14 protein-coding genes are annotated in these 15,284 nt (G+C 66.8%); 5 read left to right on the forward strand and 9 right to left on the reverse strand.

Annotation, left to right across the window (positions count from 1 at the left end):
* Positions 1-983: MFS transporter (locus tag I5M_RS10385; RefSeq protein ID WP_022721346.1), on the forward strand; the 983-nt coding region annotated here is incomplete at its 5' end.
* A 353-nt stretch (positions 984-1,336) separates the two neighbouring features.
* On the forward strand, positions 1,337-2,410 hold the full coding sequence (locus tag I5M_RS10390) for a fatty acid desaturase (protein WP_022721347.1): 1,074 nt from the start codon (positions 1,337-1,339) through the stop codon (positions 2,408-2,410).
* 94 nt (positions 2,411-2,504) lie between these two features.
* On the opposite strand, the gene I5M_RS33090 is transcribed toward I5M_RS10390, so the two are convergent.
* The 3 genes from I5M_RS33090 to I5M_RS10405 all read right to left on the reverse strand — a co-directional run bounded on the left by I5M_RS33090 (position 2,505) and on the right by I5M_RS10405 (position 4,734).
* On the reverse strand, positions 2,505-2,681 hold the full coding sequence (locus I5M_RS33090) for a hypothetical protein (protein WP_022721348.1): 177 nt from the start codon (positions 2,679-2,681) through the stop codon (positions 2,505-2,507).
* Between the two features lie 114 nt (positions 2,682-2,795).
* Complete coding sequence (locus tag I5M_RS10400) at positions 2,796-3,482, reverse strand: RlmE family RNA methyltransferase (protein ID WP_022721349.1); 687 nt, start codon at positions 3,480-3,482, stop codon at positions 2,796-2,798.
* Positions 3,483-3,672: 190 nt separating this feature from the next.
* Positions 3,673-4,734, reverse strand: coding sequence for a Ppx/GppA phosphatase family protein (locus I5M_RS10405; RefSeq protein WP_022721350.1), 1,062 nt, complete (start codon positions 4,732-4,734; stop codon positions 3,673-3,675).
* Positions 4,735-4,946: 212 nt separating this feature from the next.
* On the opposite strand from I5M_RS10405, the gene I5M_RS10410 reads away from it, so the two are divergent.
* Complete coding sequence (locus I5M_RS10410; protein WP_022721351.1) at positions 4,947-7,316, forward strand: xanthine dehydrogenase family protein molybdopterin-binding subunit; 2,370 nt, start codon at positions 4,947-4,949, stop codon at positions 7,314-7,316.
* Positions 7,317-7,458: 142 nt separating this feature from the next.
* Here I5M_RS10410 and I5M_RS10415 read toward each other — a convergent pair whose 3' ends face one another.
* Complete coding sequence (locus I5M_RS10415) at positions 7,459-8,256, reverse strand: hypothetical protein (protein ID WP_022721352.1); 798 nt, start codon at positions 8,254-8,256, stop codon at positions 7,459-7,461.
* 104 nt (positions 8,257-8,360) lie between these two features.
* On the opposite strand from I5M_RS10415, the gene I5M_RS10420 reads away from it, so the two are divergent.
* On the forward strand, positions 8,361-8,837 hold the full coding sequence (locus tag I5M_RS10420; protein WP_022721353.1) for a YaiI/YqxD family protein: 477 nt from the start codon (positions 8,361-8,363) through the stop codon (positions 8,835-8,837).
* Between the two features lie 10 nt (positions 8,838-8,847).
* Positions 8,848-10,680, forward strand: coding sequence for an ABC-F family ATP-binding cassette domain-containing protein (locus I5M_RS10425; protein ID WP_022721354.1), 1,833 nt, complete (start codon positions 8,848-8,850; stop codon positions 10,678-10,680).
* A 149-nt stretch (positions 10,681-10,829) separates the two neighbouring features.
* On the opposite strand, the gene I5M_RS10430 is transcribed toward I5M_RS10425, so the two are convergent.
* The 5 genes from I5M_RS10430 to I5M_RS10450 all read right to left on the reverse strand — a co-directional run.
* Complete coding sequence (locus I5M_RS10430; RefSeq protein ID WP_022721355.1) at positions 10,830-12,080, reverse strand: TIGR03862 family flavoprotein; 1,251 nt, start codon at positions 12,078-12,080, stop codon at positions 10,830-10,832.
* Between the two features lie 279 nt (positions 12,081-12,359).
* A complete protein-coding gene (locus I5M_RS10435) occupies positions 12,360-13,277 on the reverse strand; it encodes an SDR family NAD(P)-dependent oxidoreductase (protein ID WP_022721356.1) in 918 nt (305 codons plus the stop codon).
* A 37-nt stretch (positions 13,278-13,314) separates the two neighbouring features.
* The gene (locus tag I5M_RS10440; RefSeq protein WP_022721357.1) at positions 13,315-13,782 is read right to left on the reverse strand and encodes a MaoC family dehydratase; all 468 of its coding nucleotides are present in this window, start codon (positions 13,780-13,782) and stop codon (positions 13,315-13,317) included.
* A 92-nt stretch (positions 13,783-13,874) separates the two neighbouring features.
* Positions 13,875-14,849, reverse strand: a complete 975-nt coding sequence (locus I5M_RS10445; RefSeq protein ID WP_022721358.1) for an NADPH:quinone oxidoreductase family protein — start codon at positions 14,847-14,849, stop codon at positions 13,875-13,877.
* Positions 14,849-15,284: DsbA family protein (locus I5M_RS10450; protein WP_022721359.1), on the reverse strand; the 436-nt coding region annotated here is incomplete at its 5' end. The genes I5M_RS10450 and I5M_RS10445, both read right to left, overlap by 1 nt.

A 15,284-nucleotide genomic window follows, 5' to 3' on the forward strand; every position in this document is an offset into this window, starting at 1 on the left:
GATCAATTCCGATCGGCCTGATCGGCATCGCGATGGCGCTGCGCTTCATCGATCCGATCCGCAGTGAGAATCCGGAGCGGTTCGACCTCAGCGGTCTGGTCCTGGCCGGCATCGGCGTCGCCGGTCTCGCCTTTGGTCTCTCGGTCGCCGGTCTCAATCTGCTGCCGTGGACGGTAGTGATCGGGCTGATCGCGGTCGGCGCGGTGGCGATGACGCTTTACGTCTTCCACGCCAGGCGCACGGCCTCGCCGGTGCTCGACTTCTCGCTGCTGCGGCTGAAGACGATGCGCGCCGCCCTGATCGGCGGCTTTCTGTTTCGCCTGGGCATCGGCGCGCTGCCGTTCCTGCTGCCGCTGCTGATGCAGATCGGCTTCGGCCTGACGCCGTTCCAATCCGGTCTCGTCACTTTCGCGTCCGCAGCCGGCGCGATGGGCATGAAGACGCTGGCGGCCCGCATCATCCGCACCTTCGGCTTCCGCAACGTGATGACCGTCAACGCCGTGGTCAGCTCGGCCTTCCTCGCCGCTTGCGCGCTGTTCACGGTGCAGACGCCGCTCGGGCTGATCATGATCATTCTCTTGGTCGGCGGGTTCTTCAGGTCGCTGCAGTTCACCGCGATCAACACCGTGGCCTATGCGGAGGTCGAGCAGGCGCAGATGAGCCGCGCCACCACGCTGGTCAGCGTCGGTCAGCAGCTCGCGCTGTCGGCCGGCGTCGCGGTCGGCGCGTTCTCGGTCGAGATGACGATGGCATTCCGCCATGTCGAGACGTTGAACGCGTCGCAATTCGCTCCGGCATTTCTCGTCGTCGCCGTCATGGCGACGATCTCGGCGGGGTTCTTCTGGCAAATGCCGGACGACGCCGGCCAGGAGATTTCCGGCCGCAAGGTGATCGAGATTTCGAGCAAGAAAGGCAGCGCCACGGCGGCCACGAAAAGCGCAACCCAGCAGACCCAGGACGCCCGCGATCAGCGCTTCGGCTGATGATATGACGGGCAGCACCAGCCGCTTCGACGGCGCCGCCTTGATCGCGCCGTTTCGCTCTCCATATGCAAGTTGTCGATGATCGACGGCTGGCCGAGCGACCGTTGGATCTCGCTTCCTCAGTCAGGTATTCACCGACCGGCCGCCGTCATGTCGACGCAGCCGTTGAGCGCTTGATTGATCCTCGTCCGGTCGGCCCGCGCCACGCATGAATTCTCTCCGTGGGCTCGGCGAGACGCCCTGACAGAATTCAGCCGGTGACGGCGCTGTTTCCATTTTCACGGCGCGGGGTGATGCACACGCACGCACACCCTTCATTCCATCGCCCGACGTGCGATCGTAGGATCTCGCATATGACCACGCCCCCCGCACGTCCCTCGAATTCAACGGCGCCCGACGCCAAGACCTGGACCCGCATTCTGGCCGACTATGGTACGCCCAACCGGCTGCGCAGCATCGGTGAACTGACGATCACCGCATTGCCGCTGATCGGACTGTGGACCGCGGCGTGGTTCGCGTTCTCGCTCGGCCATGCCTGGGCTTCGCTGCTGATCGCGATCCCGGCCGCAGGGTTCCTGCTGCGGCTGTTCATGATCCAGCACGATTGCGGGCATGGCGCGTTCTTTCCGGAACGCCAGGCCAACGACTGGGTCGGCCGAGTGATCGGCGTGCTGACGCTGACGCCGTATGATTGCTGGCGCAGGTCACACGCCATTCATCACGCCACCACCGGCAATCTCGACCGCCGCGGATACGGCGATCTCGATACGTTGACGGTGAGCGAGTACGACGGACTGTCGTGGTGGGGCCGCCTGAAATATCGTCTCTATCGCAATCCGCTGATCATGTTCGGCCTCGGGCCGGCCTATGTGTTTCTATTGCAGCAGCGGTTGCCGATCGGCTTCATGCGCACCGGCTGGAAGCCCTGGCTCAGCACCATGGCGACCAACCTGGCGATCGCGCTGATCATCGTCGGATTGAGCTGGCTGATCGGCATCAAGGCGTTCCTGCTCGTGCATCTGCCGATCATGCTGCTGGCGGCGACGGCCGGCGTCTGGCTGTTCTACGTACAGCACCAGTTCGAGGCCACGACCTGGGATCGCAACGAGCGTTGGAATCTGCATCAGGCCGCGCTGCACGGCAGTTCGTATTACGATCTGCCGGCACCGCTACGCTGGTTCACAGCCAATATCGGCATTCACCACGTGCACCATCTCGCCAGCCGAATTCCCTACTACCGGCTGCCGCGCGTGCTGCGCGACCACCCGGAACTGAGCGATGTCGGGCACATCACCCTGATGGAGAGCTTTCGCTGTGTGCCGCTGGTGTTGTGGGACGAGGCGCAGCGCCGCCTGGTGTCGTTCCGCGAACTGAGGGCCCGCGCCGTTCGGCCCGGATGGGCGGAACCGGTCGCCCTGCGTCCGTGATAACTGCCGCTACGTTCGTCGCCAGGTCGCTCGTTGCCAGGTCGCTCGATGCCAGGTCGCTCGTCGCAACGCATGTGCGCGATCACGCCGAGCACTAGCGGCGATCATGGCTCTGGTCCGGCGAGCTGTCGCTGCGGACGGCGAGCCTCAAGGTGTCGTTGCAGACGGGGCACCGATAATGCGGCACGTCGAACTCGGCATTGGCATGCTCGATTTCGACGAGTTCGCGATCGACGCCGCACGATCTGCACATCGGGGTCGGAATATCCATACGCCCATCCGATTCGAGATTCGGCACCGAGCGACGGTAGGGGCAATCCAGCCGCAACCGACGTAAATTGTTACCCTATAACGGAATTAAGAGCAGACGGCGCGCTCACCATTCTCAGTCGCAGCGCGCGCCCCGAAATCCGGTCGCCAGCACGTAGCGCTCCGAGGAGTCCTTGCGGCTCGCCGCCGGTTTGACATGCTTCACCGCCGCGTAGTCGCGCTTGAGCTCAGCCATTAGCGCCGCGTCGGCGCCGCTCTGAAACACCTTGGCGAGAAATGCCCCACCCGGCTTGAGGACTTCGGCGGCAAACTGCGCCGCGGCCTCGACCAGGCCGATGATGCGCAACTGGTCGGTCTTGCGATGACCGGTGGTGTTGGCCGCCATGTCGCTCATGACGAAATCGGCGCCGCCGCCGAGCATCGCGCGCAGCTTGTCGGGCGCGGCGGCGTCGAGGAAATCGAGCTGCGCGAAGGTGACGCCGGGAATCTCACCCATCTCCAAGAGATCGATCGCCACCACCCTGCCGCGGCCGTCGGCGGCGCCGATGCGCTTGGCGGCGATCTGGCTCCAGCCGCCCGGCGCGGCGCCGAGATCGACCACCGCCATGCCGGTTTTGAGGATGCGGAACTTGTCGTCGATTTCGGTCAGCTTGTAAGCGGCGCGCGAGCGATAGCCGTCGCGCTTGGCCTGCGCGACGTAGGGATCGTTGAGCTGGCGATCGAGCCACAGCTTCGACGACAGCTTCATGCGGCCGCCGCTCTTCACGGTGACGCGCATCCGCCCGGTGGTGTCTTTGGCCATGGTCCTGCTTACGACTGATGAAGAAGCGCCTGCTTAACAGACCAACGCCGTCATTGCGAGGAGCCCCCGGATCGGCGCTTCGCGCCGTCCGGGCACAGGCTCCGCGACGAAGCAATCCAGCCCCGTGCACTGAGCTGGATTGCTTCGCCTTCGGCTCGCAATGACGGAGGTGGGTCGGAGCCGTAGTCAATCAGCCGAGCACGCCGTCCTCGCGCATCATCTCGACCAACATGCCTTCGCGCAGGCCGCGATCGGCGACGCGCAACCGCGGCAGCGGGAATGCGGTCCGCACCGCATCGAGGATGGCGCAGCCGGCCAGCACCAGATCGGCGCGCTCGGTGCCGATGCAATGGTTGGCGGCGCGGTCGTGATAGCTCATGCCGCGCAGCTTGCCGATCGTCGCGCTGAGTTCGTCGGCGTTCATCCAGATGCCGTCGACGCGGCGGCGGTCGTAGCGGATCAGATCGAGATAGAGGCCCGCGAGCGTCGTCACCGTGCCCGAGGTGCCGAGCAGATGCAGGCCGCCGAGATCGTCGCCGTGGGCGGCGGCGAACGGAGCGACATGGCCGGCGACCTCGGTCACCATCGCGGCGTAGCTGTCGTCCGTCACCACCCGCCCGCCGAACTTCTCGGCCAGGGTCACCACGCCGAGCGGGATCGACATCCAGGCCCGGATCGTCGGCGCGAGATCGGGCCGCGCCGGATCGCGCGCGATCCGCACCAACTCGCTGGAGCCGCCGCCGATATCGAACAGCACCGCGCCGCGGCCATGCGGATCGAGCAGCGGCGAACAGCCGGTGACGGCGAGCCGGGCCTCGGTGCCGCGATCGATGATCTCCAGCCGGATGCCAGTGGCGTCTTCAACGCGGTCGCAGAATTCGTCGGCGTTGCCGGCGGCGCGGCAGGCTTCGGTGGCGATCAGCCGCTGCCGGCTGACGCGGCGCTGCTTGATCTTCTCCTGGCAGATCGCCAGCGCGCCGATGGCCCGGCTGATCGCGGCGTCGCTGATCCGGCCAGTGGTCGAGACGCCCTCGCCGAGCCGGATGATGCGCGAAAACGAGTCGACCACGCGAAAGCTGTCGCCCGTCGGTCGGGCGATCAGCAGACGGCAATTATTGGTGCCGAGGTCGAGCGCCGCATAAACGTGCTCGCCATGCGCCCCGGCAGTGCCGGGGCCCTCGTCCACCATGTCGACGATCGCGTGTCGCGCATCGCGGGGCGCGCCGCCGCGAAGCCGCAGGTCGTCCTCCATCCCATCGCTTTCCGTGGCCATCCGGCCTACGCTAAATCCAATTCACGGAAAGTTTAGCAGCGCATCGTCTCAGCGCAACCCACCCCCGCGCCCATCGGTTCCCCCGATGCGTTGTGGTGACGTGATCGCCGCGCTATCTGAGCGATGGCCCCGCCGCCCACAACCGCGCCTGGTGCGGCTCTCCTCCCCGATTTCCAGCCCGAGACCGCTTCATGCAGGATCACGTCACTCATCGTTCCACCGACACCTCGCTCGCGCTGCAGAAGTTCGGCGTCGGCCAGCCGGTGCGGCGCAAGGAGGACGACCGGCTCGTGCGCGGCAAAGGCCGCTACACCGACGATCTGGCGCTGCCCGGTCAGGTTTACGCCGTGATGGTGCGCAGCCCTCACCCGCACGGCATCATCCGCAGCATCGGCATCGAAGCCGCGCGCGCGATGCCCGGCGTCCGCGGCGTGTTCACCGGGGCCGATCTCGCCGCCGCCAACTACGCGCCGTTCAGCTCGGCCGTGCCGCTGAAGAGCCGCGATGGCACGCCTCTGCTGCAAACCCCTCGTCCGGCGCTGCCAACCGACAAGGTGCGCTTCGTCGGCGATCCGGTGGCTTGCGTCGTCGCCGATACGCTGGCGCAGGCACGTGACGCCGCCGAAGCCGTCGAGCTCGACATCGAACCGCTGCCCGCGGTCACAGATGCGGCCGAAGCTGCCAAGCCCGGCGCGCCGCTGATCTATGACGAGGTGCCGAACAACGTCGCGCTCGATTATCACTTCGGCGACACCGACAAGGTGAGCGCGGCATTCGCCGCTGCGGCGCATGTCACCAGCCTCGACATCGAGAACAACCGCGTCGCGGTGGTGCCGATGGAGCCGCGCGCCGCGCTGGGTTCGTACGATGCATCGAGCGGCCGCTACACCATCCAAGTGCCGACCCAGGGCGTCGCCGGCAATCGCACCACGCTGGCGAAGCTGCTCGGCGTCACCGACGATAAAGTGCACCTGCTCACCGGCAATGTCGGCGGCTCGTTCGGCATGAAGAACGTCTCCTATCCGGAGTACATCGCCATCCTGCACGCCGCCAAGGCGCTGGGCCGGCCGGTGAAGTGGACCGACGAGCGCTCGACCGGCCTGCTCTCCGACAGCCACGGCCGCGATCAGCAGATCAAGGCCGAACTCGCGCTCGACGACCGCGGCAATTTTCTGGCGATCCGGATCACCGGCTTCGGCAATTTCGGCGCCTACATCACCCCGGTGTCGGCGATCCCGCTGTCGTCCAACATCGGCAAGAACATCGGCAGCGTCTATCGCACGCCGCTATTGTCGGTCGACGTGAAATGCGTCCTCACCAACATCACGCCGGTCGGCGCCTATCGCGGCGCCGGTCGTCCGGAAGCCAACTACTTCCTGGAGCGGCTGATCGATCGTGCCGCCGATGAAATCGGCATCGACCGGCTGACGCTGCGCAAGCGCAATTTCATCAAGCCGTCGGAATTCCCGTTCACCGCCTGCTCCGGCGTCACCTACGACAACGGCGACTTCGCCGGCGTCTTGGCGCAGGCCGTCGAGGCGGCCGACTACGCCGGCTTCGCCAAGCGCAAGCGCGACAGCGCAAAGCGCGGCAAGCTGCGCGGCATCGCGGTCGGCTCCTATCTCGAAGTCACCGCGCCGCCCAATCCCGAGCTGGGCAAGATCGTGTTCGAGGAAGGCGGCCGGGTGAAGCTGATCACCGGCACGCACGACCACGGCCAGGGCCAGACCACGGCCTTCGCACAGGTGATGAGCGATCAGCTCGGCGTCCCGTTCGACCGCATCGATCTCGAACAGGGCGACAGCGACATCGTCCACACCGGCCGCGGCACCGGCGGCTCGCGCTCGATGATGGCCACCGGCACGGCGATCGTCGAAGCCGCGCAAAAGGTGATCGCCATGGGCAAAAAGGCGGCGGCGCATCTGCTCGAGACCGCCGAGACCGATATCGAATTCGAGGCCGGCCGCTTCACCGTCGCCGGCACCGACCGCAGCATCACCATCATGGATCTGGCGCAGCGGCTGCGCGACGGCAAGATGCCGGACGGCGTGCCGTCCTCGCTCGACGTCGATCACGTCACGCAGCCGATTCCGTCGGCTTTCCCGAACGGCTGCCACATCGCCGAGGTCGAGGTCGATCCCGACACCGGCGTCACGCACGTGGTGAAGTACACGGCCGTCAACGATTTCGGCACCGTGGTCAATCCGATGATCGTCGCCGGCCAGATGCACGGCGGCGTCGCCCAGGGCATCGGCCAAGCGCTGATGGAGAAGGTCAGCTACGACGAGTCCGGCCAGCCGATCACCGGCTCGCTGCAGGACTACGCGCTGCCGCGCGCGCAAGACATTCCGCCGATGAGCGTCGGCGATCATCCGGTGCCGACCAAGAGCAACCCGCTGGGCACCAAAGGCTGCGGCGAAGCCGGCTGCGCCGGCTCCCTCGGCTGCGTCGTCAACGCCGTGCTGGACGCGCTGAAGGATTATGGCGTGACCGCTCTCGAGATGCCGCTGACGTCGGAGAAGGTCTGGCGGGCGATCCGGGATGCGAAGGCGGCGGCTTAGTTAATTTAGGCCTTGTCTTCCCCGCAGCGTCATGCGCGGGCTCGACCCGCGCATCCATCGCGCGCGCAGCGCGCTTGAAATAAGCTCTCGCGAAGGAGATGGATCGCCGGGTCAAGCCCGGCGATGACGCTCGTCGTGTGAGCTAGGCAGCGGCCTGCTGCCTCGGCATGACGATCGCCACATGATGACAACGCGCCACCGGCGTTGTCCCGTTGGCGACGATCAGCGCGTCGAATTCGGCGAAGCGGTGGCCCTTCTTGTCGTAGGTGCCGACGACCTTGGCGCGCGCCGTCAGCACGTCGTCGCCGGTCGCGGCTGCAAGGAGCTGCATCTTCGAGCCGACGTGAATCCACGGCCCGAGCACGACATTGTCGACCAGCACGCGGTTCATGATCCGCTGCAGCGTGCCGGGATGGATCAGATTGTTCGACAGATAGATCGGGTCGGTCTCGCGGATCTCGTCCAGATAGCCGCGCAGCTGCGCCCCGCCCCAGCTCACCGGCTGGGTGCCGAGCCGTTGGCCGAGCGGAAACGACGTATCAATGCCCGGCCGCGCAACAGCCGCAGCGACCTCCGGATAGTCGGCGAGATCGACCGACGGCGCCCGCGTCGGCAGCGACGCGCTGCCGGTGGCGCACAGCTCGCCGCGGCTCCCGACCTCCAGCGTCAGGCCGTTGCCGATCTCCTGGCCCGAGACGGTCGCGGTTTCGCCGTCGTACACCGGCTTGAGGAAGCGCGCCTCGATCAGCCCGCGCTCCAGGAAGTCGCGGCCCCAGCGCTGCACCGGCAGGTGCATCATATAGGCCATCACCTCGACACCCGGCACCAGGCCGCCGGTGAAGCCGAAGCGGCGGGCCACGGTGTCGTCGTGCATCTTGTTTTCGGATTGTTTGGCAGTGTTGTAGGCGCTGACGCGCCAGGGCTCGAGGCCGGCGGACATGGTTTCTCCCGGTTTGCGCGATCTTGTTGGCGATCGCTGCCCGCGATGCTACGCCGTGGCGCGGCCGGCGCAAGGCCGCCCCTCGCCCTCTCGCATTTGGACGCATGACCGACGCCCTCACCCGCATCTATGTCGACGCCGACGCCTGCCCGGTGAAGGACGAGATCTACAAGGTCGCGGAGCGCCACGGCCTGCCGGTCAGCATCGTGGCTGGCGGCTTCATCCGCGTGCCGCAGCATCCCTTGATCGAGCGCATCGCCGCCGGTTCCGGCATGGATGCGGCCGACGACTGGATTGCCGAGCGCGCGAAGGCGGGCGATATCGTCATCACCGCCGACATTCCGCTGGCGAGCCGCTGCGTCAAGGCGGGCGCCACGGTGATCGCGCCGAACGGCAAGCCGTTCACCGAGGAATCGATCGGCATGACGCTGGCGGTGCGCAACCTGATGACCGATCTGCGCTCCAGCGGCGAAATCACCGGCGGTCCGCGCGGCTTCACGCCGCGCGACCGCTCGACATTCCTTTCGGCGCTCGACAGCGCGATCCGCCGGATCGCGCGCGGCCGCGCCGCTTCGACTTGATGGAGCCAGGATGGCGCCGCCGCTGATTCAACTCAAAGACATCGCGCTGACCTTCGGCGGCGCGCCGCTTTTCGACGGTGTCGAACTCGCCGTCTCGGCCGGCGACCGGCTGTGCCTGATCGGCCGCAACGGCTCGGGCAAATCGACGCTCTTGAAGATCGTCGCCGGTCTGATCGAGCCCGACCGCGGCAGCCGCTTCGTCCAGCCCGGCGCCACCATCCGCTATCTGCCGCAGGAGCCCGACTTCGAAGGCTTCGCGACGACGCTCGCCTATGTCGAAGCCGGCCTCGCGCCCGGCGACGCGCACTATCAGGCCGCTTACTTGCTTGAACAGCTCGGCCTGCATGGTGACGAAGACCCGCACAATCTCTCCGGCGGCGAAGCCCGCCGCGCCGCGCTGGCGCGCATCCTCGCGCCCGATCCGGACATCCTGCTGATCGACGAGCCGACCAACCATCTCGACCTCACCACGATCGAGTGGCTGGAAAGCGATCTCAAGCAGCGCAAGAGCGCGATCGTGATGATCAGCCACGATCGCCGCTTCCTCGGCAATCTCTCCCGCGCGACCGCCTGGCTCGACCGCGGAATCATCCGCCAGATCGATCGCGGTTTCTCGCAGTTCGAAAGCTGGCGCGACGAGGTGCTGGCCGAGGAAGAGCGCGACCAGCACAAGCTCGACCGCAAGATCGTGATGGAAGAGCACTGGCTGCGCTACGGCGTTTCAGGCCGCCGCAAGCGCAACGTCAAGCGCCTCGCCGGCCTGCACGAACTACGCGCCCAGCGCCGCGATTATCGCGGGCCCACCGGTGCCGCCGCACTCGCGGCCGCCGAGGCCGACAAGTCCGGCAAGCTGGTGATCGAGGCAAAAGCCATCAACAAAGCCTGGGACCATCGCACCATCGTCGACACTTTCTCGATCCGCATCAACCGCGGCGACCGCATCGGCATCGTCGGCCCCAACGGCGCCGGCAAGACGACGCTGATCAGCCTGCTCACCGGCGCGGTCCCGCCCGACAGCGGCAGCATAAGGCTCGGCACCAACCTCGAAATCGCAACGCTCGATCAGCACCGCGACAGCCTCGACGCCAAAACCACGCTCAGCGATGCGCTGACCGGCGGCCGGGGCGATCAGGTGATGGTCGGCGGCAAGCCGCGCCACGTCATCGGCTATATGAAGGACTTTTTGTTCACCCAGGAGCAGGCGCGCACGCCGCTCGAAGCGCTGTCCGGCGGCGAGCGTGGCCGGCTGATGCTGGCCCGCGCGTTGGCCAAGCCGTCGAACCTGTTGGTGCTCGACGAGCCGACCAACGACCTCGATCTCGAAACCCTCGACGTGCTCGAAGAGATGCTCGGCGATTACGACGGCACCGTCATCCTGATCAGCCATGACCGCGATTTCCTCGATCGTGTCGTCACCTCGGTGATTGCGCCGGACGGCAATGGCAAATGGATCGAATACGCCGGCGGCTACTCCGACATGCTGGCCCAGCGCGGCGCCGATCTGACGCGGCAGGCCGCGAAGGCGGCGACCGAAGCCACCACAGCGAAGGCCGCATCGAACGACGCCTCAGCGAAGGCGGCGCCGTCCGCGCCCGCACCGAAGCGCAAACTCAGCTTCAACGACAAGCACGCACTGGAGACGCTGCCCAAGACCATCGCCAAGCTGGAAGCCGAGATCGCCGACTTGCAGAAGCAACTCGACGACCCCCAGCTATATGCGAAGGACCGCGCCAAATTCGACAAAGCCTCCGCCGCCATGGCCAAAGCCCACGAGGCCCTGCACGACGCCGAGCAGCGCTGGCTGGAACTGGAGATGCTGCGTGAGGAGATCGAGGGTGCCTGAGCCCGCTGGTCGGCACGGCGCAACTACACACCCCGCCGTCATGGCCGGGCTTGACCCGGCCATCCACGCCCACGAGCACCGCTGTGCCTGTTTCCGTGGATGCCCGGGTCGAGCCCGGGCATGACGAGTGGAGAGGAGCAGTTCGACAACTACACGCTCTGGTGCGGAGCGCCGCTGATCCACCTCGCCGCCCCCTGCCCCGCCGCGACTGCCGTCGCAAAGCAAGCCGTCAGCAAGTAGCCGCCGGTCGGAGCCTCCCAGTCGATCATCTCGCCGGCGACGAACACGCCGGGCAGCTTGCGCAGCATGTAGTCGTCGCCAATTTCGTCCAGCGCGATGCCGCCAGCGCTCGAAATCGCGCGTGCAATCGGCGCGACGCTGGTGAGCCGCACCGGCACGGCGTTGATCAATGCCGCCAACGCGTCGGGCGCCAGCTTCGCAAGCGCAACGCCGTCCTGCCGCGCGGCTTCCTGCAACAGCCCGATGCCCGCCGGTGACAGGCCAGCCGCTTTGCGCAAATAGGTCGACATCGACTGCTTGGCCTTCGGTTTCGACAGCCGGGCTGTCAGTGCAGCGACATCGAGATCGGGCCGTAGCGCGATAGACAGCCGGGCTTCGCCATCGCTCAGCACCGCGTCGCGCAGACGCGCCGACAATGCGTAGATCGCCCCGCCCTCGAGCCCTGCCGCGGTGATGATCACTTCGCCGCGGACACGCTGCTCTGCGAACGCCAGCGCCACGTTTTTCAGCGGCGTCCCTTGGTACTTGTCGGCGAACAATGCCGACCACGCGACGCCGAAGCCACAATTGGCCGGCTTCAGGGCCGACACGTCCACGCCTTTGGCCGTCAGTACATCGACCCAGCCGCCATCGGAGCCGAGCCGCGGCCAACTCGCGCCGCCGAGCGCCAGCACGGTGGCTCGGGCCGCGACGCTGCGCTCGCCATCCGGCGTGGCGAATACTAATCGCCCGGCGCTGTCCCACCCATGCCAGCGATGTCTCAGCCCGAGTTGAACGCCCTGCGCATCGAGCCGGCGGAGCCAGGCGCGCAGCAACGGCGAGGCCTTCATGGCGGTCGGGAAGACGCGGCCGCTGGAGCCGACAAAGGTCGGCTGGCCGAGGTCGTCGGCCCATCTTCGCAGCGCGCCCGGTCCGAACGCGTCGATCGCCGGCGTCAGCCGCGCTTCGGCCGCACCGTAGCGCTTCAGAAATTTGGGCAGCGGTTCGCTGTGCGTCAGATTGAGTCCGCCGCGCCCGGCCAGCAGAAACTTGCGCGCCAGCGCGCCCATGCCGTCGAAGATCACGACACGCGCGCCAACGGCCGCGAGCTGCTCGGCCGCCATCAGCCCGGCCGGTCCCGCACCGATCACGGCGGCGTCGATATCGATGATGTCAGCCACGATCGTGGCCTGCGCTGCAAATCATCCGGAGGTTATACACCAACCGGGTTGGGCGCAGAGATTCCGGGTTCACGCCTGCGGCGTGCCCCGGAATGACTCGTGGAAAGGCTGAAGCCAAAATGCTCGTCATTCCGGGGCGCTCGCGCCAGCGAGCGAACCCGGAATCTCGAGATGTTCTGCGACCAGAGATTCCGGGTTCGCGCTTCGCGCGCCCCGGAATGACTCGTGGAGAGGTTGTCGCCAAAGAGCGGCGGCCTGAAGGCCACCGTTGCCCTCACCTCACATCTTGATGCCGAGCCGTGCCGCGGCCTGCGCGACGTACTTCTGCGTCTGCTGGAACGCGCCTTCGAGCGCCTGGGCCTTGGAGATGTCGCCGATCTCGCCGATGTGGGCTTCGATCGCTTCCGGGGTCCACTGGTCTTCCGGCAGGTTGACGCCCTCGGTCTCGATGATCTTGATCTGCGCGAACGAGCCGGCTCCGGCGCCCAAGATGGTGCGCGTCGGGGCGTTTTCGCCGAGCATGTAGAGCACCGCGGGCGTGATCGCTTCGGGCTTCATCAGCGCCAGCGCCTGCGGCGGCAGCAGCTCTTCGGTCATGCGCGTCGCGGCGGTCGGCGACACGGTGTTGACGCGGATGTCGCTCTTGCGGCCTTCCTGCGCCAGCACGTTCATCAGGCCGACGATGCCGGCCTTCGCCGCACCGTAGTTGGCCTGGCCGAAATTGCCGAACATGCCGGACGACGACGTCGTCAGCACGATGCGCCCGTAGTTGCGCTCCTTCATGCCGTCCCACACCGCCTTGCAGCAGTAGAACGTGCCGGCGAGATGCACGTCGATGACTTTCTGGAAATCGCTCAGCTCCATCTTGCCGAACGACTTGTCGCGCAGGATGCCGGCATTGGCGACCATCAGGTCGACGCTGCCCCATTCTTTGGTGGCCTTGGCGACCATCGCCTGCACTTGTTCGTAGTTCGACACGTCGGCGCCGTCGGCCATCGCGGTGCCGCCGGCCTTCTTGATTTCTTCGACCACGGTCTCCGCCGCCGTCATCGAGCCGCCGGTGCCGTCGCGCGCGCCGCCGAAATCATTGACCACCACCTTGGCGCCGCGGGCCGCGAGGCCCAGCGCATGCGCGCGGCCGAGACCATTGCCGGCGCCGGTGACGATGGCGACGCGTCCGTCGAATCTGATTGCCATGAGAGCTTCCTCGGGAGTTGATTAGTCTTCGAAGTGATTAGTCTTGAAAGTAGATCAGGCCGAGCCAGTCGGCGACCAGCGCCGAGCGCTTCTCGCCTTCGATCTCGACATTGACGCTGGTGCGCGACAACAATTCGCCGGGCTTGCGCATCGTCGCTTCGGCCAGCGTGAAGCGGCCGCGCACGCGCGAGCCGGCCTTCACCGGCGAGATGAAACGCAGCCGGTCGAAGCCGTAATTGACGCCCATGGTGGCGCCCTTGATGCGCGGCATCGCCTCGTAGGAGAACACGCTGAGCAGCGACGTCGTCAGAAAGCCGTGCGCGATGGTGCCGCCGAACGGCGTCTCCCGCGCGGCGCGCTCGGGATCGACGTGGATGAATTGCCAGTCTTCGGTGGCGTCGGCGAACTGGTCGATGCGTTTCTGATCCACCAGGTGCCATTCCGACACCCCGACTTCTTGTCCCACCAATGCGATATACGCGTCGCGATCGAGTTCAGCGCCCATTCCATTCCTCGTTTCTTTTGCGCTGCACATTCCACATCGCGCCCGGCGCGCCAAGCGAAATCTTCACTCGCTGCAGGTGGGTCAATTCCGCCTTACGGAAGCAGCGCGACGCGACCGATCGCCTTTCGGTCGATCAACAGCCGCATCCCCTTGGCCCAATCGGTCAGCGGCAGCCGATGTGAAACATTGGGACGGAGCACGCCCTGCGCGGCGAGATCGAGCAGCGCCGCGATGCGTCGCTCGCCGGCCTCTGGGTCGCGCCGGATCGCCTCGCCGGCGCGGACGCCGATGACGCTGGCGCCCTTGATCAGCACCAGATTGGTGCGCGCCACGCCGATGCCACCGGTGAAGCCGATCACCAAGAGCCGAGCGCCCCAGGCGATGCAGCGAAGGCTCTGCTCGAACACCTCGCCGCCGACCGGATCGAACACCACATCGGCGCCGCGCCCGCCGGTGATGCGCTTCACAGCGTCGCGGAACGGCTCTGTGCCATAGAGGATGCCGTGATCGGCACCGCGCTCGCGGGCCACCGCCAGCTTGTCCTCGCGCGACGCCGCGGCGATCACCGTGGCACCGAGGTGCTTGCCGAGTTCAACCGCGGCAAGGCCGACGCCGCCGCCGGCGCCATGCACCAACAGCACGTCGCCGCGTTTGAGCTGCCCGCGCTCGACCAGCGCATGCCACGCGGTGCCGTGGCCGGCCAGGAACGTCGCGGCTTCGGCGTCGTCGAAATTCGGCGGCGCCGGCACCAGGCTGGCCGCGCTCGTCACCACCTCTTCCGCATAAGCGCCGAAGCGCAGCCGTACGATGACGCGGTCGCCGACCTTCACGCGGCTGGCGCGGTCGCGCAGTTCGATCACTTCGCCGGCGGCCTCGACGCCGGGCACGAACGGCAGCTCCGGCTTGAGCTGATACTCGCCGGCGCACATCAGGATGTCGGGAAAGTTGATGCCGGCGGCGCGCACCGCGATCCGCGCTTCGCCATCAGTCAGCGGCTTGCGCGCGATCTCTTCCAGCCGCAGCGCTTCGGGTGGCCCGAGTTCGGGGCAAACGACGGCGAGCGGCATCAGGCGGCGCTCCGCGCCTTGCGGCGCGCCAAGGCCTCGCGCACCAGCGGCAGGCGGTCGTTGCCGAAGTACATGTCGGTCTTGTCGACGAAGATCGTCGGCGAGCCGAAGCCGCCGCGCGCGATCACCTCGTCGGTGTTGGTCTTGAGCTTGTCCTTGATGGCCGGCTCGGCGATGGCGGCAAAGAACGCCTGCGGATCGAGCGAGCAGCTTTCGCAGATCTCGTGCAGCACCGCATCCATCGAGATGTCGAGATCGCGGCCCCAATAGGCCTCGAACACGGACGTGGCGAACGGCACCATCGCGGCCGGATCGTCGCGCAGCAGCCACAGGCAGCCGCGCATCGCCTTGACGCTGTTCACCGGAAACACCCGTGGCGGCATCTTGATGGTGAGTTCGGCCGAACGCGCCCAGTCGGCGAGGTCCTTGAGCATA

This window comes from Rhodopseudomonas sp. B29, from assembly GCF_000333455.1.
Taxonomy (GTDB): Bacteria; Pseudomonadota; Alphaproteobacteria; order Rhizobiales; family Xanthobacteraceae; genus Rhodopseudomonas.

Coding starts and splice junctions, on each gene's coding strand:
- I5M_RS10420 (WP_022721353.1), top strand. CDS start 8,361: ATGACCGACGCCCTCACCCGCATCTATGTCGACGCCGACGCCTGCCCG.
- I5M_RS10425 (WP_022721354.1), top strand. CDS start 8,848: ATGGCGCCGCCGCTGATTCAACTCAAAGACATCGCGCTGACCTTCGGC.
- I5M_RS10400 (WP_022721349.1), bottom strand. CDS start 3,482: ATGGCCAAAGACACCACCGGGCGGATGCGCGTCACCGTGAAGAGCGGC.
- I5M_RS10440 (WP_022721357.1), bottom strand. CDS start 13,782: ATGGGCGCTGAACTCGATCGCGACGCGTATATCGCATTGGTGGGACAA.
- I5M_RS10390 (WP_022721347.1), top strand. CDS start 1,337: ATGACCACGCCCCCCGCACGTCCCTCGAATTCAACGGCGCCCGACGCC.
- I5M_RS10405 (WP_022721350.1), bottom strand. CDS start 4,734: ATGGAGGACGACCTGCGGCTTCGCGGCGGCGCGCCCCGCGATGCGCGA.
- I5M_RS10410 (WP_022721351.1), top strand. CDS start 4,947: ATGCAGGATCACGTCACTCATCGTTCCACCGACACCTCGCTCGCGCTG.
- I5M_RS10415 (WP_022721352.1), bottom strand. CDS start 8,256: ATGTCCGCCGGCCTCGAGCCCTGGCGCGTCAGCGCCTACAACACTGCC.
- I5M_RS10435 (WP_022721356.1), bottom strand. CDS start 13,277: ATGGCAATCAGATTCGACGGACGCGTCGCCATCGTCACCGGCGCCGGC.
- I5M_RS10445 (WP_022721358.1), bottom strand. CDS start 14,849: ATGCCGCTCGCCGTCGTTTGCCCCGAACTCGGGCCACCCGAAGCGCTG.
- I5M_RS33090 (WP_022721348.1), bottom strand. CDS start 2,681: ATGGATATTCCGACCCCGATGTGCAGATCGTGCGGCGTCGATCGCGAA.